The sequence below is a fragment of the Mesosutterella multiformis genome, from assembly GCF_003402575.1.
Classification (GTDB): domain Bacteria; phylum Pseudomonadota; class Gammaproteobacteria; order Burkholderiales; family Burkholderiaceae_F; genus Mesosutterella; species Mesosutterella multiformis.
This window is the reverse complement of record NZ_BGZJ01000002.1, coordinates 603004-627055: the sequence shown is the minus strand read 5'-3', so window position 1 is coordinate 627055 and position 24052 is coordinate 603004. Positions and strand designations below refer to the sequence as shown.

16 protein-coding genes are annotated in these 24052 nt (G+C 51.7%); 6 read left to right on the top strand and 10 right to left on the bottom strand.

Translation table 11 applies throughout. From position 1 onward, the window contains the following. Positions 1-12: 12 nt before the first annotated feature. The gene (locus M4NBBH2_RS11850) at positions 13-375 is read right to left on the bottom strand and encodes a hypothetical protein (RefSeq protein WP_170135170.1); all 363 of its coding nucleotides are present in this window, start codon (positions 373-375) and stop codon (positions 13-15) included. Between the two features lie 592 nt (positions 376-967). Here M4NBBH2_RS11850 and M4NBBH2_RS11295 point away from each other — a divergent pair. From M4NBBH2_RS11295 to M4NBBH2_RS11285, 3 genes are read left to right on the top strand one after another with little or no spacing between them, the layout of a single operon-like run. Then, a complete protein-coding gene (locus M4NBBH2_RS11295; RefSeq protein WP_116271128.1) occupies positions 968-2002 on the top strand; it encodes an SPFH domain-containing protein in 1035 nt (344 codons plus the stop codon). Next, positions 1999-2679, top strand: coding sequence for a hypothetical protein (locus M4NBBH2_RS11290; protein ID WP_116271052.1), 681 nt, complete (start codon positions 1999-2001; stop codon positions 2677-2679). Before M4NBBH2_RS11295 ends, M4NBBH2_RS11290 begins: the two co-directional genes overlap by 4 nt. A gap of 5 nt (positions 2680-2684) precedes the next feature. After that, positions 2685-4619: a hypothetical protein gene (locus M4NBBH2_RS11285; RefSeq protein WP_116271051.1), complete on the top strand. Its 1935-nt coding sequence runs from the start codon at positions 2685-2687 to the stop codon at positions 4617-4619. A 126-nt stretch (positions 4620-4745) separates the two neighbouring features. Here the strand turns inward: M4NBBH2_RS11285 and M4NBBH2_RS11280 are convergent, their stop codons facing one another. After that, the gene (locus M4NBBH2_RS11280; protein ID WP_116271050.1) at positions 4746-6422 is read right to left on the bottom strand and encodes an LTA synthase family protein; all 1677 of its coding nucleotides are present in this window, start codon (positions 6420-6422) and stop codon (positions 4746-4748) included. A 313-nt stretch (positions 6423-6735) separates the two neighbouring features. Further along, positions 6736-7860, bottom strand: coding sequence for a putative lipopolysaccharide heptosyltransferase III (gene rfaQ / locus M4NBBH2_RS11275; RefSeq protein ID WP_170135169.1), 1125 nt, complete (start codon positions 7858-7860; stop codon positions 6736-6738). Between the two features lie 609 nt (positions 7861-8469). On the opposite strand from rfaQ, the gene M4NBBH2_RS11270 reads away from it, so the two are divergent. Next, positions 8470-10233 (top strand): IS1634 family transposase, encoded by a 1764-nt coding sequence (locus M4NBBH2_RS11270; protein ID WP_160117788.1) that lies wholly within the window; start codon positions 8470-8472, stop codon positions 10231-10233. A gap of 13 nt (positions 10234-10246) precedes the next feature. On the opposite strand, the gene M4NBBH2_RS11265 is transcribed toward M4NBBH2_RS11270, so the two are convergent. Next, positions 10247-11182 carry an IS1634 family transposase gene (locus tag M4NBBH2_RS11265; RefSeq protein WP_441900437.1) on the bottom strand — a complete coding sequence of 312 codons (936 nt, stop codon included), beginning with the start codon at positions 11180-11182 and terminating at the stop codon, positions 10247-10249. 170 nt (positions 11183-11352) lie between these two features. Beyond that, the gene (locus M4NBBH2_RS11255; protein ID WP_160117788.1) at positions 11353-13116 is read right to left on the bottom strand and encodes an IS1634 family transposase; all 1764 of its coding nucleotides are present in this window, start codon (positions 13114-13116) and stop codon (positions 11353-11355) included. 232 nt (positions 13117-13348) lie between these two features. Here M4NBBH2_RS11255 and M4NBBH2_RS11250 point away from each other — a divergent pair, with 232 nt between their 5' ends. Continuing rightward, entirely contained in the window at positions 13349-14350 is a 1002-nt protein-coding gene (locus M4NBBH2_RS11250; protein WP_116269340.1) for an IS30 family transposase, read from the top strand. Between the two features lie 82 nt (positions 14351-14432). Here the strand turns inward: M4NBBH2_RS11250 and M4NBBH2_RS11245 are convergent, their stop codons facing one another. From M4NBBH2_RS11245 to M4NBBH2_RS11230, 4 genes are all read right to left on the bottom strand, one after another. Then, positions 14433-16085, bottom strand: coding sequence for an IS1634 family transposase (locus tag M4NBBH2_RS11245; RefSeq protein ID WP_116269242.1), 1653 nt, complete (start codon positions 16083-16085; stop codon positions 14433-14435). Between the two features lie 232 nt (positions 16086-16317). Beyond that, positions 16318-16902, bottom strand: coding sequence for a type IV toxin-antitoxin system AbiEi family antitoxin domain-containing protein (locus M4NBBH2_RS11240; RefSeq protein ID WP_116271127.1), 585 nt, complete (start codon positions 16900-16902; stop codon positions 16318-16320). 232 nt (positions 16903-17134) lie between these two features. Continuing rightward, positions 17135-18172, bottom strand: coding sequence for a ribonucleotide-diphosphate reductase subunit beta (locus M4NBBH2_RS11235; RefSeq protein WP_116271045.1), 1038 nt, complete (start codon positions 18170-18172; stop codon positions 17135-17137). Positions 18173-18189: 17 nt separating this feature from the next. Further along, positions 18190-20706 (bottom strand): ribonucleoside-diphosphate reductase subunit alpha, encoded by a 2517-nt coding sequence (locus M4NBBH2_RS11230; RefSeq protein ID WP_116271044.1) that lies wholly within the window; start codon positions 20704-20706, stop codon positions 18190-18192. A 749-nt stretch (positions 20707-21455) separates the two neighbouring features. Here M4NBBH2_RS11230 and M4NBBH2_RS11225 point away from each other — a divergent pair. After that, on the top strand, positions 21456-21914 hold the full coding sequence (locus M4NBBH2_RS11225; protein ID WP_116271043.1) for a peroxiredoxin: 459 nt from the start codon (positions 21456-21458) through the stop codon (positions 21912-21914). A 377-nt stretch (positions 21915-22291) separates the two neighbouring features. On the opposite strand, the gene M4NBBH2_RS11220 is transcribed toward M4NBBH2_RS11225, so the two are convergent. Further along, positions 22292-23989: an IS1634 family transposase gene (locus M4NBBH2_RS11220; protein ID WP_116270150.1), complete on the bottom strand. Its 1698-nt coding sequence runs from the start codon at positions 23987-23989 to the stop codon at positions 22292-22294. Positions 23990-24052 lie beyond the last annotated feature (63 nt).

Sequence of the window (24052 nt, the reverse complement as noted above, 5' to 3'; positions counted from 1 at the left end):
GTTTCTCCTGCCTCAGAAGGCCAGCGTGTGAATCAGGGCCGCAGGCTCTGAGACCGCTGTCCGGTTCGTACGCCCGGACAGGCTTAAAGCACAGAATACACAGACTTCCCGTCGCCGGTATGCCTGTTTTTTCCCTTTATGGGATACCGGTATACCAGTTGGCGCACGTTCAATATAGCTCGAAAGGATTAGAAAATCCAGACCGAAAGAATGATATGAGAACGGAAAATGTGACTTTGTATAGCGTTGATCCCTGAAAAACAGGGGTTTCAGACGAATGAAGATCGTTCTCAATCCGTTTTGCGTAATACAGAAGAAATCCGTCTTCTGAAACTTTTTGAAACGGAAAAGAAGCGGGGGCAGCTGGCGGCTCACAGGAAGAGGGGATGAGGCTGAGGGAACCGGTTTCTGTATTACATCAACAACTTCAGTTATCAAATAATATTTGATAACTGAAGTTTGCGACTTAAATAACAGACTGAAATTGAACACGAACCCGGAATCCATTTTCGTTAGCGGAAAACCGATTTTCGTTAGCCCGTAGACCGAAATACAAAAGAGCGCGAAAACGTTATTTCCGCGTCCGTTACTGAACTGAATATCAGGGTCAGATTACGAAATCAATTCTATTAGTTATGTCTCGATCTCGGATGAAGAGCCGCGAGGAACGGGGAGGAGTTTTCTCTCGTTTTGAGTGACCGCGGAAGACCCCGGAATTACGATGGTTTCCGTGAAATGTAACAAATTTTAAACACCGTCAATCGGGTTAAAATCGCAGGGTAAGTTATACCGAGTTCCAATCTATCCGACGCACGCAGGAACCGACAGAGACGGGGGTGGAATGTCTCCCGTTCTGGTTCCTGAAAGATGTGATAATCAGTACTAACCGGAGTAGCATTGGAATACGGCTCCGGGATCATCGTTCCCGGACCCGATCAACCCCTTTTCATTGAAGCTGAAACCGAAAATGATTATCGACTTAGTCAAGTGGGACACACGAAACCCGAAGCTTCTCGCGTGGAAATTCCCGTCACAGGAACTCTCCACATGGACGCAGCTGATCGTTAACGAGACGCAGGAAGCGTATCTCGTCAGCGGCGGCGTCTACGAGGGGCCGTATGAGGGAGGCCGCCACACCCTCTCGACGCAGAATATCCCGATTCTCCGGAATCTCCTCGGGATCCCGTTCGGAGGGCAGTCGCCCTTCACGGCTGAGGTCTGGTACATCAACAAAGCCGCGATCCTCGACCTCAAGTGGGGAACGCCGGACCCGATCCAGCTGAAGGATCCGCTTTACGGCGTGATGGTGCCGGTGCGGGCGTTCGGGCAGTACGGTATCCGGATCCGGGACGGGAAGAAGTTCCTCCTGAAACTCGTGGGAACGCTCCCGAGTTTTGACGCCGAGTCACTCAACAACTACTTCAAGGGCATCTTCATCCGGAAAACGAAGACCCTGATCTCTGAAACGATCATTCAGAAAAAGATCTCAGTGCTCGATATCTCGATGTATCTCGATGAGATCTCGGATAGCCTCCGGAATCTTTTCGCGGAAGAGCTTGATCAGTACGGGATTGAGATTGTCCGGTTCGACGTGATGTCGATCAGCGTGCCGGAAGATGACCCCTCTGTGATCTCGCTTAAGGCTGCGCTCGCCCGCAGGGCCGAGCTCGGGATCCTCGGGAACAACTATCAGCAGGTCCGGAGCTTTGACGTGCTGGAAGCCGCGGCGAAGAACGAAGGGACCACGGGAGCCTTTGTCGGGATGGGACTCGGAACGGGTCTTGGCGGCGCGATGAACCCGATGGCGCAGGGTTCCGGTGCCGGCGCGGTGATCAACACGAATCCGCCTGCGGCTCCTGAAGCCGCTCCTGCCGCTCCTAAGGCTGAGACGATCAGCTTCAAGGAAAAGATTGAGATGCTGAAGCAGCTCGGGGAACTGCGCGCCCAGGGCGTGCTGACCGAAGAAGAGTTTGCGACTGAAAAGAAAAGGATTCTGGGATGAACGACATCAAGCTGAAGTTCGTATTTCTGTCGATCCTCGCGTTCGTCGCGGTGATCTTTATTCTCGCGGTGCTGGTGCCCTCTGACCTTCGGAACGGGTACTTCTACGCCGCGGCGTTCCTCACGGCGCTGAGTGTCGCGTATCTCTTCATTATTTCGACCTGCCCGGGGAAGAAGGGGATGGATTCCGCGCTCGCGGGGCTCGGGATTGGGATTTTCTTTGGCGGGCTGCTCGCGGCGGTCGCGCTGCTCTCACTTGTCTTTTCGCTCTGCGGGTTCCTGAAGCTGTCGCTCGCGACCGACGCTCTCTGGGTGCTCGGGCTCGGCTGCCACTTCGTGTTCAGCAATGTCACGATGAAGCAGGTGTCCAAGCTCGCCGAGGAAACGAACGCGTTCCCGTGGAATAAGCAGGTCGCGTCTGAACTCCGCACGATTCAGGCGAAAGCGAAGGATGACGAGGATAAGAAAATCCTCGAGCGCCTGATTGACGCCGCCGCGTTCTCGAACCCGAAGCAGTATCCGGCGTCCGAATCGCTTGAGAAGCAGATCGTCGCAGCTGTGGGCGAACTCGAATCGAGCCTCGGCGACGCGAAGGCCCTGAATGATAAGGCGCAGGCCCTCTTCCGGCTCTTCAATCAGCGGAACATTCTCGTCAAAAACGAATTCAATAAAGGCTGAGTGACATGGCTGACTTGAAAATCCGCTGCGACAAATGCGGATCCGAACTCACTTATAAGCCCGGCACCGAGACGCTGGTCTGCGCGTACTGCGGGAATACGGTGAGAATCCCGACTCAGGTCGTGAATCCGGAAGATATTACGGATACCGACCTCATCATCCCGCTTCAGATCCAGGGGGACGCCCTTACGAACGCCACCCGTGTCTATATGACACAGGGCCAGTTCACGCCGGATGATCTCGTGCAGAAAGCGACGATCACGAAGCAGTGGCTGAAGTACGTGCCGTTCTACCTCTATCACGGCGAATTCCACGCGAACTGGACCGCGTCCTTTGGCTATAACCGGCGCGAAGGGTCCGGGAGCAACAGCCGCACCGTGACGGACTGGCGTCCGGCAAGCGGCACCGTGAGCGGCCCCTTCAGTCTCCTCGGCTACGCGGGGAACGAGGTCGACAGGAACTGCGCTGATCTTCTCGCGGATCAGGACCGGTCGAAACTCGTGCCGTATGACGCCAAATTCATGACGGGGTTCCCGAACGACAAATTCGCGCTTTCGGAGCGTGAAGCCTATCAGACGTATGTCGAAGATCGGGTTGCCGCCCTGGTGGCCTCTGAAGTGAAGGCCAACGCGCAGGGCGACGAGCAGAAAGACTGGCACTGGAGCGGCTCTCAGTCTTACGAAACGAAAACGCTTTATCTCCCGGTTGGTCTCAGTGTCTTTGAGTACGAGGGGAAGGAGTACAAGGTCTGGGTGGACGGCGTGGATCCCACACGGTTCACGGGAGATCCTCTTCCGGTAGACGATAAGAAGCAGAAGTCGTCTTACTATGGCTGGATCCCGTTTGGTCTCACTCTGGTCTTCTCGATCGCGTATCTCTTCGGGAAAGACGCCGCGCACGCCTCAGGCTGGATGGGAGCCGCTCTCCTTCTTACCGCGCTTTATGCCCTGATCCGGAAGTTCGTGATGAGCTCCTACTCGAAGAAACTCCGGAAAGCGTTTCTCACGCAGGTTCAGGCGGCGGATATTGATACGTCGCACGCTACTCAGGAGCAGCTTGCGGAAATCTCAAAGAGCTACAAGCTCCCCGAGAAGCCGTTCATCGCGAATACGGCGAACGACAAGTTCATTCTCCCGATTCTTTCAATCGCGGGCCTTGCCTGTATCGTGGGACCTGGAGCGGTGGAAACGACGGGGAGTGGTCCCGCAGTGACGGCGTCCGCTCCGGCGCGCGCACCGAAAACCGCTGCGCTAGCCGAAACCGCGAGCTCTCCCGCTGTTTCCGAAAGCGAGAAGCCTTCGGAAAGCGACTCGGCTCCGCAGCCTGAGCAGGCGACTGTGCGGCTTGCCCCGAATGTCGCGGAGGCCATCGCACCGTATCCGCTTGCTGAGACGTCAGGGAATGTCGCGAAGATGCTGGGGAGCATGAGTGAAGGGTCTCCGTTCGTTCAGACCTACGCGAACCAGATCCGCGAGCTGCCCCTTCCTCCGAAGGGGGACCGGAAGACCGCGCGGGCCCTGAACGCCGAAGGTCTGAAGCTTGTTCATAGTGGAGACGCCAGCGCCGCGGTCGATAAGTTCGCGGATGCCGTAAAGGCGGATCCGACCGATGTGGAAGCGGTCGAGAATCTCGGTTTCGCGCTCATGAAAGACAATCGGGCAGGGGAGGCCGCTTACGTTCTGATCGCCGCTCTGGCGCTCGACCCGAATCGGGCCACGGCCTGGTTTAATTTCGGTGACGCGCTCGCGCGGGATGGTCACGAATCTGACGCGCCGTACGCCATGATGGTTGGCTACAGGTACTGCAACGCCGCCCGTCAGCAGAAGACGAAGCAGCTCTGGAAACGGCTGATCTCGGATCCGGGTACCAGCCCGGAAGTGGCGGGAGCCATGAAGGCCGCTCTCAGCATGATTCAGCAGCGTGAAAGCGGTCAGCAGTAAAAGAAGTCAAAGACCGCACTCTTAGCGGTCCGCGTCAGAAAAAAGCCCTGAAGAATCTCTTCAGGGCTCTTTTGTCTATGGGGAAATTCGGCGAGGACTGAATTCCCGCCTTGTTTACGGCGAATCTCAGTTAGTGAAGCGGTAAATCTTTTGGAACTCCGCATCTTCTTTTTCGGGGCTGATGATGTATTTCCCGCGCTCGTTTGCGGAGATGCGGAAAGAATCAGTGCCTGCCGCGAAATGATGCATCAGACGGCTGCTTCTCTCATCGCACTGGGTTTCAAAGAGCGAGCACCCGAGGAAATACTGTTCCGTCTTTCGGATTCCCAGCACGTCAAGAAGCGTCGGGGCAAGGCTGATGCTGGTTGTGCCTTTGGCGTCCACAATCTGCGGCTTCACCATCTTTCCATACAGAATGAGTGGAATCTCAAAATTCGAGTGCTCAGTCTTCTGATGGAAGGACCGCCGGTATTCGGGGGTCGGAATCACGACTCCATGGTCTGAGGTGATGACGAGAAGCGTGTTGTCGTAATACGGGCTCCTTTGGAACCAGGCAATAAAGTCCCCGAGCCAGTGATCGAGGTTATGGAATTTGTTGTAGTAGCTGTTTGACCCATCGCCGTACGTCAGGTCCGGGCTGTCAACGCCATGATGCGTGCCGGCGGTGTACATGCCGATAAAGAAGGGCTTATCGCTCTTGTACTTCGTGAGCACCTGCTTCAGGCTCTGGAAAGCGAATTTATCACTCCGCGGGGGATCTCCCGTCCAGCCTAAGTCATCAGCGCCGTACACCCGGGTGAAAGCGAAAGTCTTTAAGTACGAGGTCATGTTGCCCGTACGGAGTTCGTTTGACAGGAAGTACGTATTGAAGTGATGCTGATTCAGAATTTCAGGCACTGACACCAGACCGGAATCAGTCAGTTTATGAATCTTCTCGTGATCCATCTGACCGAACCCCTGGTTACCGACGTCCGGGTAAAAACCCGCTTTATATTGCCATAACGAATACAGCTGCCCCCGGAGTCCTCGGTAGGTGGCATAGGTGTGGTTGTAATAATGATCAAATGCCAGGCTGTTTTTATACAGCTGGTCATACGTGGGGGTCAGATTGCGGGATGAATGATTTTTATAATCCACGACCTCAGCTGAAAATCCCTCAACAAAAATCACAATGACATTTTTGATCGGTGTGTCAGGTGAGAAATAATCCGCCCCGGCGGTCTCGAGCTGGCTCTGGCTGACGACAGCGGGTTTCCGATATTGCTCACGGATGGCGGCATTTTGTTTGGGGACGAAATAAACGTCGTGAAGAACGGCTTTAGCGAGATGCTTGGTGTTCTTCAGGACGCTGTTCTGAGTGAATGCCAGAGTGATCATCAGTACGCCGACCACGGATCCGGCCGCCATGTAGATATTCTTCTTCACTTTCACGTTTTTCGTGGAAAAAATGGCGAAGAAGGAGGGGAAAAACACGATGGCGAAAATAAAAGCGAGCCAGATCTGCGCTTTAACCCCGATCGCGTTGTGGGACGACAGGTTCATCACGGTGAGCGGCACGATATAGATGCTGGTTGACACGATAGAGCACATCTGAAGGGCGACGATGAACTGAAAGATGCCCCAGAGCGCGGTGCGGATGATGAACGGGAAGAGCAGAACCGCCGCGTACACCAGGGTCGACTCAGCGCAGTATTTGGCGAAGTGGAGGTCAGTTCCTGAAAGCTTGAAAACCGCCAGGACCGTGAGAAGCGTGACAATTAAGGGAAGCAGCAGCCTCGCGCAGATTTCGGATCGAAGAGACATGAGTGAAGCAGATGATCAGAGATCATGAAGTGAACGGTAGAACAAAACGCTAGATAATAAGTCGTTATGAAAAAAATGTAAATGATCAATATGACTGGGGGTCGGATAATTTTCGCTTTGGCTGATTCGGAATCAGTGGATCCAGGCTTTCTGAAGATGAATTGGCTTTGAAGAGACAGAAAATCAGTATCGACAGAGTCTGGCGGAATGACTCGTTTTCGGCATTACTAATTTGGATCATTAAAGCAGGCATTAAAAACCCCGGAGGTTTTCACACCTTCGGGGTTCACTGTTAGATTTTTTTGATTTGAAATCAGGAATAGGTCGGGAAGCGATCGTTCGGTCCGTAGACCGTTTTCCGATAGGCGTCCGGAATATCGCGGTGCTCAAGGAGTTCATTCACCGCTTCCATGACGTCCTCAACCCGGATTTCCCGCATGCATTCACTGATCCCGCAGCGGCCGCATCCGCGCTGTTCGCAGAAGTGGCAGCGCCCGGGGCTGATCACGACGCGGCTCGCGTCGTTTTCCCACGGTCTCCAGCGGCCAGGGATCGTCGCGCCGAAGAGAATCACTTCAGGGGTCTGGAGGGCTGCCGCCATATGAGCCGGCGCGGAGTCAACCCCAATGAGGAGCTTCGCGTCATCAATCAGCGCGGCAAAGGTCTTCATGGAAGGGGTCTTGCCGATCAGAACAATCGGCTTCGCGACTTTAAGAAGCGAGACGATCTTTTCAATCATCGTTCGTTCTTCGTCTGACGGCCCCGAGGTGATGACAATCTTTTCACCCTGGCTCGCGAGGCGATCAAGCATCTCGGCGGTCCGTTCCTCGGTCCAGCACTTGAAGAAGAACCGCGCCGCTGGGTGGACGAGCACATAGCCTTTGAGCCCACCGACGAGTTTCGCGGCCTCAGCGCGGGCTTCATCCGGGATCGTGAGCTTCAGGCCCGGCACTTCTTCCTCCGGCACCACGACACCGAGCGCCCGAAGGTGATCCATGTTGAACTGCGCGATGTGGCGCTCACGCGGGAGCACAAGGCTCGCCATGTGGGTGAAGCTCTTGTTATAGAAGTTCAGCCCCCCGAAGTGCTTCGGGCAGGAGATGCTCCGCTTCGGCTTCAGGATGCGGGCGAGCCACATGCCGCGGTTATGCGTCGTGAGGTGAAGGAGCGTGTCGTAGTGATTCGCTTTCAGCGTCTTCAGAAGATTGATTTCGGCTCCGAGCTGCTTCTTCACGCCCATCTTCTTCCACTTCTGATCGATCGTGTAGACGTTATCGAGATCCGGGTTCCCGGTCAGCATCTCACGCGTGCTGTGATACACCAGAGCGTCGATTCTCGCGTTCGGGTACTTCTTCCGCAGAAAGCCGATGAGCGGCGTGGTGAGGAGGACGTCTCCAAAGTAGCGGAGTTCCGTAATCAGTATGCGTTCGAGTTCCACAGCGGTGCGGTCCGGATTGATAAGAAAGAGGGACGGCGGGGCAGGAGAGATTTTTGGTTTCTTCTCTGTCCGCAGAGTCCCCCGATTTTAATAGATACGGGAAAGAGTGACGGCGGATATGGTACCGCGCTTCTCTCGTCAATAGATGGTCATTGTCCAAACAATGAGGGCTAGAAGATTATTTATGCCATACACCGCAAATGAAAATTGTTTGTTTAATAGGATCAGATCAAGGTTAGAAGCTCTCTGATGCTGTTAATGACATCCAGATAACCTAAATTCCCGCTCTGTTAGCTGTATTTTTTAACAAAAGTCTATTGATTTTCCAAATAGAAAATTTAAAAAAAGGGTTGATTTATAGGTAAAACATACGTATAATATAGACATATATAATCTCTTTTGCAGCCCTTGCGATATGACTGATCACAATCCGATCCTTCCCGAAGATGCGCGTATTGTCCGAATCAAAGACACAGAGTATCTAAATTAGTCTCAGGGAATCCGTAGGAACCGATTTTTCTTAAGAAAATATAGAAAAATCAGTTCTTTTTTACTTGCATAATACGTATTCATATGATATAATAAATACGTATGAATAGAGAGGTTTATATGCCTACTAAAAGCTCGCTCCCTGATCCTCAGAATGTAGCTGATTACCCGGATAACCCCAAAGCAGTCATGGTCTCTGCCCGCGGAGTTATCCGCGTGGTTGAACGTCTGTATTACTGGGATAAGGAAAAGCATCGGGGATGCGAGAAACGAAATTATCTGGGCTACGTTGTCGGCAATCAGTTTTATTCCAATGATGATTACCACCGGCTCTTTAAGCGCGGCGGTGTTAAGCGGCTGGTTGAACAGGACGATGAATCCGTTAAATCTGGTTCACTCTCGCTGGATCAGCTGGGCTCTTTGGAAACAAAGCTGGCTGCAGAGTTTCCCGTTTATCACGCAATCGCCCAGGAGATCGGACTCACGGAAGATCTGGCTGCGGTTTGGGGTAAAGACAAGGCCAATGCGGCGCTTTCTATCGCGTACCAATGGCTTCATACCGGATCCAATGCTGCTTACCTTTATGAATCCTGGTCAGTCAATAAGCTGCTGCCTTATTCCAGGGGTATTTCCAGTAAGGAAATGAGTGAGTTCTTCGCCAGTCTGACAGAGGTTTCGGGCTGGAGAAAGGACTTCTTCAACGCCCGTATTTCAAGACTGCCAGACAAAGAAATGCTGTCGTTTGACGCAACGGAAATCGCTGCCGAAGCCGCTGAGATTTCCTATGCTCAATACGGCATGGGAAAAGAAGGAGGGTACCAGCGCCAGCTCGGATTGATTCTCCTGGTTGGTCATGAGTCGCATATGCCGGTGCTCTTCAGAGTGCTTCCTGGAAACATTACCGATGTGACTACGGTTCAGGACATGCTGTTCCGGTTTGATGAGATTACCGACAGCCGCAGAGTCTTTGGGGCGGTTGTTGATCGCGGTTATTTCTCTCTGGCCAATCTGGCCCGGTTTGTCGATGCAGGCAGCCGCGTCATTGTTGCGGCCAAGACTGATTCAATCTGGATTCAGGATGCCATTGAAACCGCTATGGAACACCTCTGGAGTAATGCCGCCCGTATTCCAGGCGAACATTGCTGGGGCTGGACGGTTCCCGTCCACCCCGGTTTTGAAGACGGGGGCAATCGTAAACTCTGGGTTCATGTTTATCGCAGTGACTCGAAATCTCACACTGAAAATACAGCCTTCTACGACGAACTGGAATCGTTTCAGAAAGAGTGGCTTCGGTGGCGGCCGAACCACGAGGGTGACAGCTCGGAAACGTGTCCTCTTCTCAAGAGCCGGTGGATGAAATATTTCAAGCCGGGGATTGGCATCCCCGGCAGGACGCCTCTTGAACAGGATAACGACGCGGTTGACGCTGCTACACGCTACTTCGGTATCTTCTGCAATGTCACCACGATGGAGTGTTCTGCCCGCGAAGCCATGACAACATACAGAGTTCGTGATCTCATTGAAAAATCATTCAAGGGCGGCAAGACAAATATTGAATTGGATGTCGTGAGAGCTCATGGCGAGGCAACGATGGAAGGACGGTTCATCATCGGCTTTGCTGCCATGTCGATTCTCAACCGGCTCTATGTTTTGATGAAGCAAAAAACGTATACCGAAACCAAGAGCGGACTCAAAGAAATGCCGGCGCTTGCAGACGAAATGACATTTAACGAGCTGAAAAACCGACTGGCCACGCCGCGGGTTATCTTTGACAGGAACGGGGTCGGTCATTGGCTTGAGGTTACCAAGCGGCAACATGGCATTGCCGCTCGGCTTGGGTTCCCTGATTTGTATACGATGATCCCAGATTGGGCTGAAAAATAACCGAAACTATCGACTACGTATTTTTCCAGCCCAATTTAGATTCAAAGGTTACCAAATCAGATAAAAATTTATCCTGCTCATTATTTGCAACTGCAAGACTGTAATAGATGTACACCCAAACACTACATGATTTTGGGTCCTCTTTCGTGCCTGGTATTGTGACCTGGGTTTGAACAGCGGTCAGGTTGTGACCGCGAACGTTGTTCGTCATATCCCAGAAAGCGGGAAGATTATCTTCGATGGCGTCCCTGATGAAGGAGTGATCAGTTTTGGCAGCCATGATGAAGTGATGCTTGTTCTTGCAGAGCAGCCGAAGATTCTCACGGCTGCAATAGCCCCGATCAAAAATTGAGATAATTTTTTTACTGACTCCGATGTTTTCCCATCGAGTCAGAAGGTCATGCATAGTGACTATATCTGGCACGTTTCCGGCGAATCGCCTGAACATCAGGGGAACACCAGAATTATGACCGTAGAGGAGCGCCAAACCAATCTGGTTTTCGTAGCCTCCGCGTTTACTAATTCCTTTTCGTACATCTGTCAGAGATCGGCTTTCAGACGCGATTCGTGTGCTGTCGAATGATAAATATTCTGTTTCAGGAAGACGCTTGGCCCGAAGAGCAAAGAGCCGATTTAATGAAGCTGTATCTGAGCCAATATCCTGCGATAACTCACTTAGTCTTTGAGACTCGATATTGTCTGGAAGACCGGCTGGCAAGGCGTTAGTATCAGAAAAAATCTTGAATCTATGCTGTGAAGTAGTGTTTTTGATGATTTGATATGCCGCCAGGCTTACCATCATGGCGGCCTTCCCCTCACCATAAACTTTCTTCAAATCATCAGTTAAACCCGAGGTTTCTGCTGCTTGAGTAAGGAGTGCGGTTGTTCCGAACGTTTTGTCATGATCAAATTTCTGACGCTTATCAGTGGTCTTTTTGACACGGGTCAGCTTCAGCTCTGCCGCATAAGCTGCGTTCGGAACAAATTTTCCATCAACAAGCTTGCCAATATATCGCCTTTTTTGTTGGCCCCGCTTTTTTTCTTTATCCCACCAATACTTATGGATTGCAACGTACTCTTCTAAATTGGGCTGGAAAAATACGTAGTCGATAGTTTCGGTTATTTTTCAGCCCAATCTGGGATCATCGTATACAAATCAGGGAACCCAAGCCGAGCGGCAATGCCATGTTGCCGCTTGGTAACCTCAAGCCAATGACCGACCCCGTTCCTGTCAAAGATAACCCGCGGCGTGGCCAGTCGGTTTTTCAGCTCGTTAAATGTCATTTCGTCTGCAAGCGCCGGCATTTCTTTGAGTCCGCTCTTGGTTTCGGTATACGTTTTTTGCTTCATCAAAACATAGAGCCGGTTGAGAATCGACATGGCAGCAAAGCCGATGATGAACCGTCCTTCCATCGTTGCCTCGCCATGAGCTCTCACGACATCCAATTCAATATTTGTCTTGCCGCCCTTGAATGATTTTTCAATGAGATCACGAACTCTGTATGTTGTCATGGCTTCGCGGGCAGAACACTCCATCGTGGTGACATTGCAGAAGATACCGAAGTAGCGTGTAGCAGCGTCAACCGCGTCGTTATCCTGTTCAAGAGGCGTCCTGCCGGGGATGCCAATCCCCGGCTTGAAATATTTCATCCACCGGCTCTTGAGAAGAGGACACGTTTCCGAGCTGTCACCCTCGTGGTTCGGCCGCCACCGAAGCCACTCTTTCTGAAACGATTCCAGTTCGTCGTAGAAGGCTGTATTTTCAGTGTGAGATTTCGAGTCACTGCGATAAACATGAACCCAGAGTTTACGATTGCCCCCGTCTTCAAAACCGGGGTGGACGGGAACCGTCCAGCCCCAGCAATGTTCGCCTGGAATACGGGCGGCATTACTCCAGAGGTGTTCCATAGCGGTTTCAATGGCATCCTGAATCCAGATTGAATCAGTCTTGGCCGCAACAATGACGCGGCTGCCTGCATCGACAAACCGGGCCAGATTGGCCAGAGAGAAATAACCGCGATCAACAACCGCCCCAAAGACTCTGCGGCTGTCGGTAATCTCATCAAACCGGAACAGCATGTCCTGAACCGTAGTCACATCGGTAATGTTTCCAGGAAGCACTCTGAAGAGCACCGGCATATGCGACTCATGACCAACCAGGAGAATCAATCCGAGCTGGCGCTGGTACCCTCCTTCTTTTCCCATGCCGTATTGAGCATAGGAAATCTCAGCGGCTTCGGCAGCGATTTCCGTTGCGTCAAACGACAGCATTTCTTTGTCTGGCAGTCTTGAAATACGGGCGTTGAAGAAGTCCTTTCTCCAGCCCGAAACCTCTGTCAGACTGGCGAAGAACTCACTCATTTCCTTACTGGAAATACCCCTGGAATAAGGCAGCAGCTTATTGACTGACCAGGATTCATAAAGGTAAGCAGCATTGGATCCGGTATGAAGCCATTGGTACGCGATAGAAAGCGCCGCATTGGCCTTGTCTTTACCCCAAACCGCAGCCAGATCTTCCGTGAGTCCGATCTCCTGGGCGATTGCGTGATAAACGGGAAACTCTGCAGCCAGCTTTGTTTCCAAAGAGCCCAGCTGATCCAGCGAGAGTGAACCAGATTTAACGGATTCATCGTCCTGTTCAACCAGCCGCTTAACACCGCCGCGCTTAAAGAGCCGGTGGTAATCATCATTGGAATAAAACTGATTGCCGACAACGTAGCCCAGATAATTTCGTTTCTCGCATCCCCGATGCTTTTCCTTATCCCAGTAATACAGACGTTCAACCACGCGGATAACTCCGCGGGCAGAGACCATGACTGCTTTGGGGTTATCCGGGTAATCAGCTACATTCTGAGGATCAGGGAGCGAGCTTTTAGTAGGCATATAAACCTCTCTATTCATACGTATTTATTATATCATATGAATACGTATGATGCAAGTAAAAAAGAACTGATTTTTCTATATTTTCTTAAGAAAAATCGGTTCCTACGGATTCCCTGAGACTAATTTAGATTTATAAGGCGAATTATCACTTCAAGTGCAAAGCCTGAGAAAAGAATAGTGGCCCATAAAGCTTCCATAATAGAGATTGTCAAGATAACTATAGAGGGAGCTCATGAGCCACTATCATCATCTTACTCTTCGGGACAGAGTATTTATTTCGGCTTTAACGATTTCAGGCAAATCCCTGTCTGAAATTGCATGTGCGATTGGGAAAAATGTTTCTACGATCTCCCGCGAACTGAAGCGAAACAAGGCTGTATCGGCCCAGGATGGGGCTTCAGCTGCCTATGATCCCTGTGCCGCGCAGGCCCGATATCAGAGACAGAGAAAGCATTGCGGAAAGAGAAACATTCTGAAGTCTGACTCGTTGCTGACAAGGATTGTCTCAAATCTGCTGGTTAAGAAATTCTGGTCTCCGGAGCAGATTCAATACCGTCTCAGAAAGGAGCTGCCGAATCTAAGGATCAGCGCCACGACAATCTACCGAGGAATCAATTCTGGCTTTCTGGATCGCTTTGTGGATGGCCGAAAGATGTCCCGACACCTGCGACACCACGGTAAAACGCGTCACCGTAAAGGCATGACCGAGAGGCGAGGAAAGATCCAGATCACTCACAGCATTGAAGAGCGACCCCTGGAAGCTCAGAACAGATCTCGCCTGGGGGATTGGGAAGGCGATACCGTCATCGGAAAAAAGGGCGGAGCCTGCCTCACGACTCTGGTCGATAGGAAGTCCGGCTTTCTCTGTGGCGGGAAAACCGCTTCCAAGACTGCGGCCGATGTGTCTGCCGTAATTGAGAAATCTCTGTCAGATAAGGATCTGCGTACGATTACCGTAGATCGCGGAAAAGAATTTTCCTGGGCTGAAAAACTGGAGAAAGATCTCAGAACCAAAGTGTATTTCTGCTTGCCTCATCATCCATGGGAGAAAGGAAGTAATGAAAATACAAACGGACTTCTTAGAGACTTTTTCCCAAAAGGAATGAGTATCGATAAAATTTCTCAGGCAGAAGTTCAGAAACGGTTCAATGCTCTGAATTTCAGACCCAGAAAACGTCTCAATTGGAAGTGTCCGGCTGAAGTCTTTTATTCAGTAACTTTGCACTTGATTTGATAATTCACCAATAAAATTATCTTTATATTTCGAATTGGCAAGGCGCTCCAAAAAGCGCTCCATCATAACCTGAATTCCCGATTTACTTATACATAGCGGGATTCAGGAGGCAGTTTTCCAGTCCGAGTCGCTCAAAAACGAGTCTGTGGCGACCTAAAATTTCCCCGAGCCAAACTTTTCCTGTTGATGAGCTATAGAAACGGATCTGCCCCACATCTTCCAGCAGCTCCATGAGAGAATATTCGTCAAGCAGAGGTGCATAGGATTTCTTCCCTATTTTCACTTCAACACTCATGGCTTTGATGAGCCAGGAAACAATTGTGGCAGCGATGAAGGCTAACAAGAGACGTCCATTAACAGAAACGTCGGAGTGTCCCCTTGTAGTTGTAAAACCAACATCAGTCTTGATAACCCCAAAGCATTTCTCGATGCAGTCGCGCGTTCTGTAGATCTCCAGGATTTCTTTCGACTCAAGTTTTCGATCGCTGATCATTGAAAAGAATCCCATGTATCTGACCTTTTCATTGACAGCATCATTGTTTCTGATCAGAGGCTTTTTACCGGGTTCACTATCAGGTGTTTCATAGAATCTCAAAAGTTTGGAATCAGGGCTGGCTAACCCGTTAATCCAGTCTTCTTCAAAGGTTACCAAATCAGATAAAAATTTATCCTGCTCATTATTTGCAACTGCAAGACTGTAATAGATGTACACCCAAACACTACATGATTTTGGGTCCTCTTTCGTGCCTGGTATTGTGACCTGGGTTTGAACAGCGGTCAGGTTGTGACCGCGAACGTTGTTCGTCATATCCCAGAAAGCGGGAAGATTATCTTCGATGGCGTCCCTGATGAAGGAGTGATCAGTTTTGGCAGCCATGATGAAGTGATGCTTGTTCTTGCAGAGCAGCCGAAGATTCTCACGGCTGCAATAGCCCCGATCAAAAATTGAGATAATTTTTTTACTGACTCCGATGTTTTCCCATCGAGTCAGAAGGTCATGCATAGTGACTATATCTGGCACGTTTCCGGCGAATCGCCTGAACATCAGGGGAACACCAGAATTATGACCGTAGAGGAGCGCCAAACCAATCTGGTTTTCGTAGCCTCCGCGTTTACTAATTCCTTTTCGTACATCTGTCAGAGATCGGCTTTCAGACGCGATTCGTGTGCTGTCGAATGATAAATATTCTGTTTCAGGAAGACGCTTGGCCCGAAGAGCAAAGAGCCGATTTAATGAAGCTGTATCTGAGCCAATATCCTGCGATAACTCACTTAGTCTTTGAGACTCGATATTGTCTGGAAGACCGGCTGGCAAGGCGTTAGTATCAGAAAAAATCTTGAATCTATGCTGTGAAGTAGTGTTTTTGATGATTTGATATGCCGCCAGGCTTACCATCATGGCGGCCTTCCCCTCACCATAAACTTTCTTCAAATCATCAGTTAAACCCGAGGTTTCTGCTGCTTGAGTAAGGAGTGCGGTTGTTCCGAACGTTTTGTCATGATCAAATTTCTGACGCTTATCAGTGGTCTTTTTGACACGGGTCAGCTTCAGCTCTGCCGCATAAGCTGCGTTCGGAACAAATTTTCCATCAACAAGCTTGCCAATATATCGCCTTTTTTGTTGGCCCCGCTTTTTTTCTTTATCCCACCAATACTTATGGATTGCAACGTACTCTGTGTCTTTGATTCGGACAATACGCGCATCTTCGGGAAGGATCGGATTGTGATCAGTCATATCGCAAGGGCTGCAAAAGAGATTATATATGTCTATATTATACGTATGTTTTACCTATAAATCAACCCTTTTTTTAAATTTTCTATTTGGAAAATCAATAGACTTTTGTTAAAAAATACAGCTAACAGAGCGGGAATTTAGGTCATAAACAAGCGCATTAAAGTCCGAGGGTCTGCATTATTTATTTTTGCAGTATTTTGAATTCTTCCCTTAATCTGTTCCGGCGTAAATTTCATAATAGAACCTGCATATACTTCTGAATGATATTTTTTATATGAAATAACTTGGAGTATTCCATCAGCTTGTTTAGATCTTTATCTTTCCTTGCTAAATAAGCTTTCAAGACAGCGTTGAATTCCTGTATTTCAATAGAGTTTCTGCTTCTGAACAGATCACAAATTGTTCGTTCCAAATCGTACATGGGAATTTCATTTCCACAGTAGTCTTGGACAAATGTTTTTCCTATTTCTAATAGCTCTTTTTTTACTCTGTAGACTTTACACTTACCATCCGCTACGAGTCTATGTACGTTGTATCCGCTATAAATAGTCAAAGTGTGGACCATAGGTTCTCTTTCAGATAATCCATAGTGATAAAAGGCTTCGTCGTGAGAGAAAACCAGTTGAGGGCACCTCTGATAGAGAAGGTACAGTTCATCAATCCATGTTCCTTTAGGCGCATATACACCGTGACCAACCTGATCCCAATCATTTTTATGAATGAATTTATAAAAAAGGGATCTTGAAACGCCCGCCTGTTCTGCGATTTCGGGAGTCAGGTATTCGTGCTTTTTCTTCAATTTATCCAATGTTTGCATGCCATCCTCCATACGTTTGTGCTCATATTGTATTCAATATGAGCACAAACATCAAAGACAATAAACGATTGTGCTCACTTTGTAAACAATATGAGCACAAACGTTTGATGAAACGGATCTGCCTTCGCTCCTCACGGTTCTGACTCAATGGGCTGGCGCTTCCCGTCGGTGCAATAAAAAAGGCGCTGTCTCCAGGGAGGAAGACAGCGCCGTCTCGCTCTAAGCGGATGCCTTACAGGTCATCCACCAGAGCTGAGCTCTTCGCGTAAGCGGTGACTCGGGCTTCAAAGAAGTCGGTCTTCACCATGTTCGCATTCGCATACTGGCTGACCCACTGCATGGAAGCCGGTTCCTGAGCGTGGCTCGGATCGTAGGGCTCGTAGCCGAGCGTCATCCAGCGGAGATTGCCGAGGTAGTTGATGTAGTCGGTGATCATGCCGGGCGTGAGGCCGCGGACCTTGTCGCCGATCACATAGTGACCCCATTCGATTTCCTGACGGACGCCTTCCTTCAGCATCTCGAGAAGCTCGGCCTTCAGGTCGTCCGTAAACCATTCCGGATGCTCCTTTTGCAGCTCACGGAAGATATTCCGGAAGAGCCAGAGGTGCGTATTCTCATCGCGGTTGATGTAGCGGATTTCCTGCGCGGACCCCGGCATCTTCTCATTTCGGCTCAGGTTATAGAAGAACGAGAAGCCGGAGTAGAAGTAGATGCCTTCGAGGATATAGTTCGCCATCACGACGCGGATGAAGTTGTGCTCATCCGGGTGATTCAGGAACTCGTTATATTGCTCGCCGATGAAGGTGTTCCGCTTCAAGAGATGCTTATCTTCCTTCCACTGGTAGAGAATCGAGTTCCGCTCTTCAGGCGAGCAGATCGTGTCCAGCATATAGCTGTAGCTCTGCGAGTGGATGCACTCCTGGAACGTCTGGATGTTGAGGCAGAGGTTCACTTCGCTCGATGTGATGTAGCTCGAGATGTTCGGGAGATTCGCGGACTGCAGCGAATCAAGGAACACGAGGAAGCTCAGAATCTTGTTATACGCGTTCCGCTCCGGCTCCTCGAGATTCGGGTAGTCCTTCACGTCCTGCGCGAGATTGATTTCCTCCGGCACCCAGAAGTTATTCATCGCCTGGCGGTACCAGTCGGAGACCCACGGGTACTTATGGTTATTGAAGTCGTTCAGGTTCGTCGGGTTTCCGCCCACGATCTGAATCGCGCCGATATCAGTATCCCCCTGGGGGTTGAACAACGGTTTTTTCTTGAACATTTCTTTACTTCACTCCATCAGGACGAGCAGGACTCGCACTCTTCAACTTCAAGCGACTTGCTGCGGATGTAATAGATCGTCTTCACGCCGCACTTCCACGCTTCGAGGTAGAGGTTAAGGACCTTTCTCATCGTAAAGTCGTTCGTGATGTAGAGATTGATACTCTGCGCCTGGTCAATGTGACGCTGACGGACGCCGCAGGCCCGGATCGACCAGTTCTGATCGATGAGGTGCGCGTTCTTGTAGAGCCACCAGGTGTCGGACGACAGATCCGGCGCTACGCGCGGGAGCAGCCCGTTCTTCTTCTCTTCGAGGAAGTAGCGGTTCATGATCGGGTCGATGCCAGGCGTCGTCCCGGCAATAATGCTCGTGCTTCCGGTTGGCGCGATCGCCATGAGGTAACCGTTTCGCATGCCGTACTTCGCGACATCCGCCTTCACGTCATCCCAGTACGGGGTGTTGTAGCCGCGCTTCTCGAAGAACGCGCCGGTGTCCCAGTCGCTTCCCTTATACATGCCGTACGTGCCCTTGTCCTTCGCGTTGAGAGCGCTCGTCTCGATCGCGGAGTGCGCGATGCGCTCAAACACCTTGTCGACAAAGGCGAGATGCTCCTCGCTCTCCCAGCGGATGCCGTGCTTCGCGAGCATGTGGTGATAGCCGCTCACGCCAAGCCCGATCGCGCGGTAACGCTTCGACGTGATCTCGGCGTACGGGGTCGGGTAGAAATTGAGGTCTATCACGTTATCGAGCGCGCGGACGACGCTTGACGTCAGGTGCTCGAGGTACCCCGGCTCATCCACCGGAATGCGGCCGAGGTTAAGGCTCGCGAGGTTGCAGACCACGAAGTCACCCGGTTTCGTCGTGGTGACCACTTCAACCGTGCCTTCAGAGGTCTTGATCTCGCGGCTCACGCTCTGAATCGGAGCCGTGTTCTGCGCGATTTCCGTGCAGAGGTTCGAGGAATAGATGTGACCGCAGTGGGCGTTCGGGTTCATCGCGTTCACGAGGTCGCGGTTGAAGATAAACGGGGTACCCGTTTCCACCACGGACTTCAGGAACAGACGCACCAGATCCTTCAGGCTGATCTCACGCTTCGTGATGCGATTATCGTGCACGCACTCGAGGTAACGCTTCGTCCACTCCTCTCCAAAGCTGTCCTCAAGGTTGTAGCCGCGGACCTGGCTGATCTCATGCGGACACATCAGGTACCAGACACCGTTGAAGTTGTCGCGGACCTGCTGCCAGAAGTAATCCGGGACGCAGAGCGCGGGGAAGGTGTCGTGCGCCTTCAGACGGTCATCGCCGTTATTCGTCCGCATCTGAAGGAATTCGGGGATATCGCGGTGCCAGATATCGAGGTAAACCGCCACGGCGCCCTGACGGACACCGAGCTGATCCACCGCAACCGCCGTGTCATTCACGAGCTTGATCCAGCGGGAGACGCCGCCCGCCGCCCCCTTGAAACCGCGGATGTCGCTTCCGCGGGCACGGACCTTGCCGAAGTAAAGCCCCATGCCGCCGCCGAACTTGCTCACCTGAGCGAAGTTATCGAGGCTCCGGTAGATGCCGGCAAGGCTGTCAGGCACGGTATCGATGAAGCAGGACGAGAGCTGGTGGTACGGCTTACGGGCGTTCGCGAGGGTCGGCGTCGCCATCGTCACTTCGAGTTTCGAGAGCATGTCGTAGAACCGCTTCACGTACTGCATCCGGACATCTTTCTTTTCCGGCATCGCGAGGTGAAGCGCCACGCCGAGGAACAGCTCCTGCGGGCTCTCGAGGATCTCGTTATTGTGGCTCTTGATCACGTAGCGCTCGAGCACGAGCTGAAGGCCGGAGTAGTTGAAGAGCTTATTCCGGTTCTCATCGATCAGGCCCGCGGCCTCATCAATCTCTTCCTTCGTGTAGTTCTCGAGGATGTACTTCCCGTAGAGGCCGTGCTCCGTGAGGAACATGAGCTTCGTATAGAAGTCCGTGAGACCGAGGTTCTGCTCACGCTGCGCGAGCTTCCGCTTGAAGCTGTGGCAGAGCAGCCGCCCGGCGATCTGCTCGTAGCGCGGCGCGTTCTGCGTCGTGAGTTCCACGGCGGAACGGATCAGGGTGTCGAGCTTCTCGTCGACACTCGCGGTGGGCGACACCTGGGAATTGAACTTCGCGGTGAGGACTTCAAGCGAATACTCAGGCGCTTTGAAGTCATTCTGGATCTCGAAGAGGCAGCCATCGAGGTCGCTGTCACCCGTCGCGACAGAAAGCGCGAGGCGGCAGGTACGGAGTTCCGTCCGCTTCTCGCGGTACAGAATGAAGTTCTTCGCGACCTGGTAGTGGCCGCGCTGCATCAGAGCTTCTTCGACACGGTCCTGAATAGTTTCAACGGAGCAGCCCGGTGTCACGAGAATCTGCTTTTCCACGAGATCAAGCAGCTCGTCGAGATCGTCGGGTTGTTCAATGCCTGTGCTCTTAAACGCTTTCGTAATAGCAAGGGCGATTTTTTTGCGATCGTACTCTTCGGTTTGACCGCTTCTTTTAGTTATCAGCATTGAGTAACCTACTGTCAGAGTGGTTAGGATGAGAATTGGCTTTTCAGCTGTGTGTGAGTGAGCATTTTACTAGGGAATGTTAATCCGCGCTTAATAAAACCTAGATCTAGTGCTTATGGGGGCAGAGCGAACACCAACTGAAAAGGGACGGAAGAGCCGTTTTTCACTACGGATCAGAGATCGCCTGTGTGACCGGATAAGGGACGGAAAAACAGCGGGATGCAGTCCGAAACGAGACTTTCCCAGGGCGACATCTCAAAAGACATTCTCTTCACAACTGACACCGTTTCTCACCCTCCTCAAGGGGTAGAACCGAGGGGGAATTGCGGAAGTTCCGGGAAAGTGCCGGATGAATTTCAGACTACAAAAAAGCGGAAACACTGAAAAACGCGGGCAACGAAAAAGCCCCAGGGGGTAGATGTCATAGGCCATATAGGCGGACTTTTCCTGGGGCTGTTGCTGGAAGAGATGCTCGCAGTTCGAGGCTTTACCGGCCCGACTGGAGATTCTTCCGATCGCAAGAAAAGTATCGCTCTTTTCGAAGAAAACCGCATCAAGGAAAATCCGCTTTTAAGACTCGGATAAGAATGCGATAATAAAAAGATATGCTGTTGAAAATAAATAAAAATAAAGACCCGAACTGAAGCTCTCAGACTCCCCGCCTCTGCGCCATAATGGTTGAGACACAGAGCGCCCCGGAAGGCTTCTCTCTTTCGGGGCACAAAACTCACAAATTACAGGAGTCAGACATGACGAAAGCCCCGATTTTCGAGATCAATGATTCAGACGGCAAGCCCTTCAAGATGGAAGATCACTTTCCGATGGTGCTCTACTTCTATCCGAAGGACAGCACCTCCGGCTGTACTACAGAAGCGAAGGAATTCACCGCTCTGATTCCGGAGTTCCAGAAGCTCGGGTACGACGTGGTCGGTGTCTCGCGCGACTCCGAAAAGAGCCACCAGAACTTCATCTGCCGCTACACCCTCGCGATCACGCTCCTCTCTGACCCGGAAGAAAAGGCCTGCAAGGCGTACGACGTGATCAAAGAGAAGAATATGTACGGAAAGAAGGTGATGGGTGTTGTTCGGAGCACATTCCTGATCGACAAAGACGGGAACCTCGTGAAGGAATGGCGGAAAGTGAAGGCGGCTGGCCACGCCCAGGCGGTTCTCGACTTCATTAAGAATCCGGAAGCCGCGGAAGCTTAATCGCAGATAGTTTCGCTTTTCTTAAAACCCAGACGGTTCTAAAAAACCGCCTGGGTTTTTGTTTGAGTGATGTATGGATTCGCGCGGAGACTGTGCGTGAAAGGCGTTCTGAAAAGTAGCGCTATTCTTATCGTTTGTATTTGCTATTACATAAACTCACGATTATCGATTGATGTGTGATTTGTTGTAACATAATGATTTAACATTGCTATTTAAAAATATTCAAGGGTATTGAATTATATTTACGCTGATAAATACGCAAAACATAATGAAAAAATAGAGAATAGTTATTCTTGTGGTACGGAAAATAGAACATCCATTCTTGTATCCCAAAAGTTCTGCAATAGAGCCACGAAAGCCTTCGTGGCTCTGGCTCATCAAATGCCGAGCAGCTTCAGGAACAGTTGGTCGCGCTTCACGGACTCGGTGCTCCAGCGCCTCATTCCCCGCGGCGTCATCACGGAGGTCGTCTTCACGCAGTCAAACCACTCGAGGACTTGAATCAGGGACCTGGCCTCAAGCCATTTCTTGAGGCTGACTTCCAGATCGAGCTCGGCCTTCGTCTTCCCATCCTTTTCCGTGCCGAGCCGCTCCTTGATCTCGCCAATCCGCTTGGTGAGGTAGCAGTGGTAGCCGAGCGCGACAAACTGCACGAAGAGCCTGCCCTGAAGGCTGTCAGGGTGCCAGACGCGTGGGCGGCTCCCGTCCATGCCATTCTTTTGGACATTGAAGAGCTCCTCAATCTTCTCCCTCAGCCTGTAGGACTTCAGCGCCTCCTCGGCGTCCTTGACCTCATTGGAGACAAGCGCGAAGAAACCGAAATACTTCCTGGCCTCGCGGAAGGCCTCGTCTCTGAAGGCCACCTTCAGCTTCCCGCCGCGGCCCACGGTCGAACAGTGGAGGAACTTCTCCGCCTTCTTTTCGCCCGCGGGGGAGAGCTGCTCGCCAGCCTCGACGAGCCTCTTGAGCTCGAACAGGTCGTTCACCAGCCTCTGCTCGTCCTTTGTGGCGCGGTCCCTGGAATAGCAGACATGGACATAGAGCCTGCGGCTGAAGGTCTCCGCCTCGCCGGCGGCAATGCCGCCGCGGCTCCTCTGCCTGACGACGGACAGCTCCTTCATGACCATTTTCGAGGCGCAATGGACCGAAGTGTCGAACGAGCAGACGGAGGACACCGAGTCGAGCCTGTCGCGCAGCTCGTCGACGATCTCCCGAATCCAGAGGGTGGAGGGCGAGGCGAGCGTCAGGAACTTCATGCTGTTCCGTGCGAACTCCGCCATGTTCGCCTGGCTGTAGAAGCCGTTGTCCGTAACTACGACGGGCTTGTCGATGTCGAAGCACTGGAGCTGGCGGATGGCGTTCTGGATGGAGATGACGTCCGGCACGTTCCCCGGCTGCTTCGCGAAGGCGACGGGCTGGCGGTCATTCACCGAGTAGAGCGTGAGCAGCTTGACGGTGTCCAGCCCGTCGCCGTCCTTGTTGAATCCCTGGCGGGCCTCGGCCTGCCCCGAGCTGTAGGTCGAAACCGTGGTCGAGTCGAAGGCGATGCTCGGGGACGTCTCGAGCCTTGCCGCCCGGGAGGCAAAGAACTTCTGCTGCCCGTCGCCATCCTTGCCGACCTTGTCGAAGAGCTCGCTGCAGGCGCTTTCGCCCAGGCCTTCCTCGTAGGGCGTCGGGTGGCCGACCTGCCAGGCCTCCATGCGGGGGATCGCCGCGCCGTCCGTGGCGATCAGGTAACGGGCGATGGTGGCGATCTTCTGAGCCGCGGCCGTCCCGAAGGCGCTTTCAAGCCCCTTGTCGATCCCGGTTTCCCTTGCGACAAGGTCCAGGATGTCAGCCAGGCAGGCGTGCTCGATGGAGGCGGAAGCCTCCTTCTTAGACCTGCTTTTAGGCCTTGTCGGAACAATTTCGCCTGTCTCAGGGTCTAGTTTGCCCAAAAGCTTGTTTTTCAACGTGACGGTCTTCTGCGTCTCCCGGTCGTACTGCGTGTGGCGCTCGTAGACGTAGACATCCCCATTGGCGCGGGTTACGCGGCGCTGGCCGACATGGATTTTTCCGGTATAGGTGCGGGACATGGCTGGCTCCAATAATGTTATCTATATTATATATAGTAACACTAAATGGGTCAAGAAAAAAAC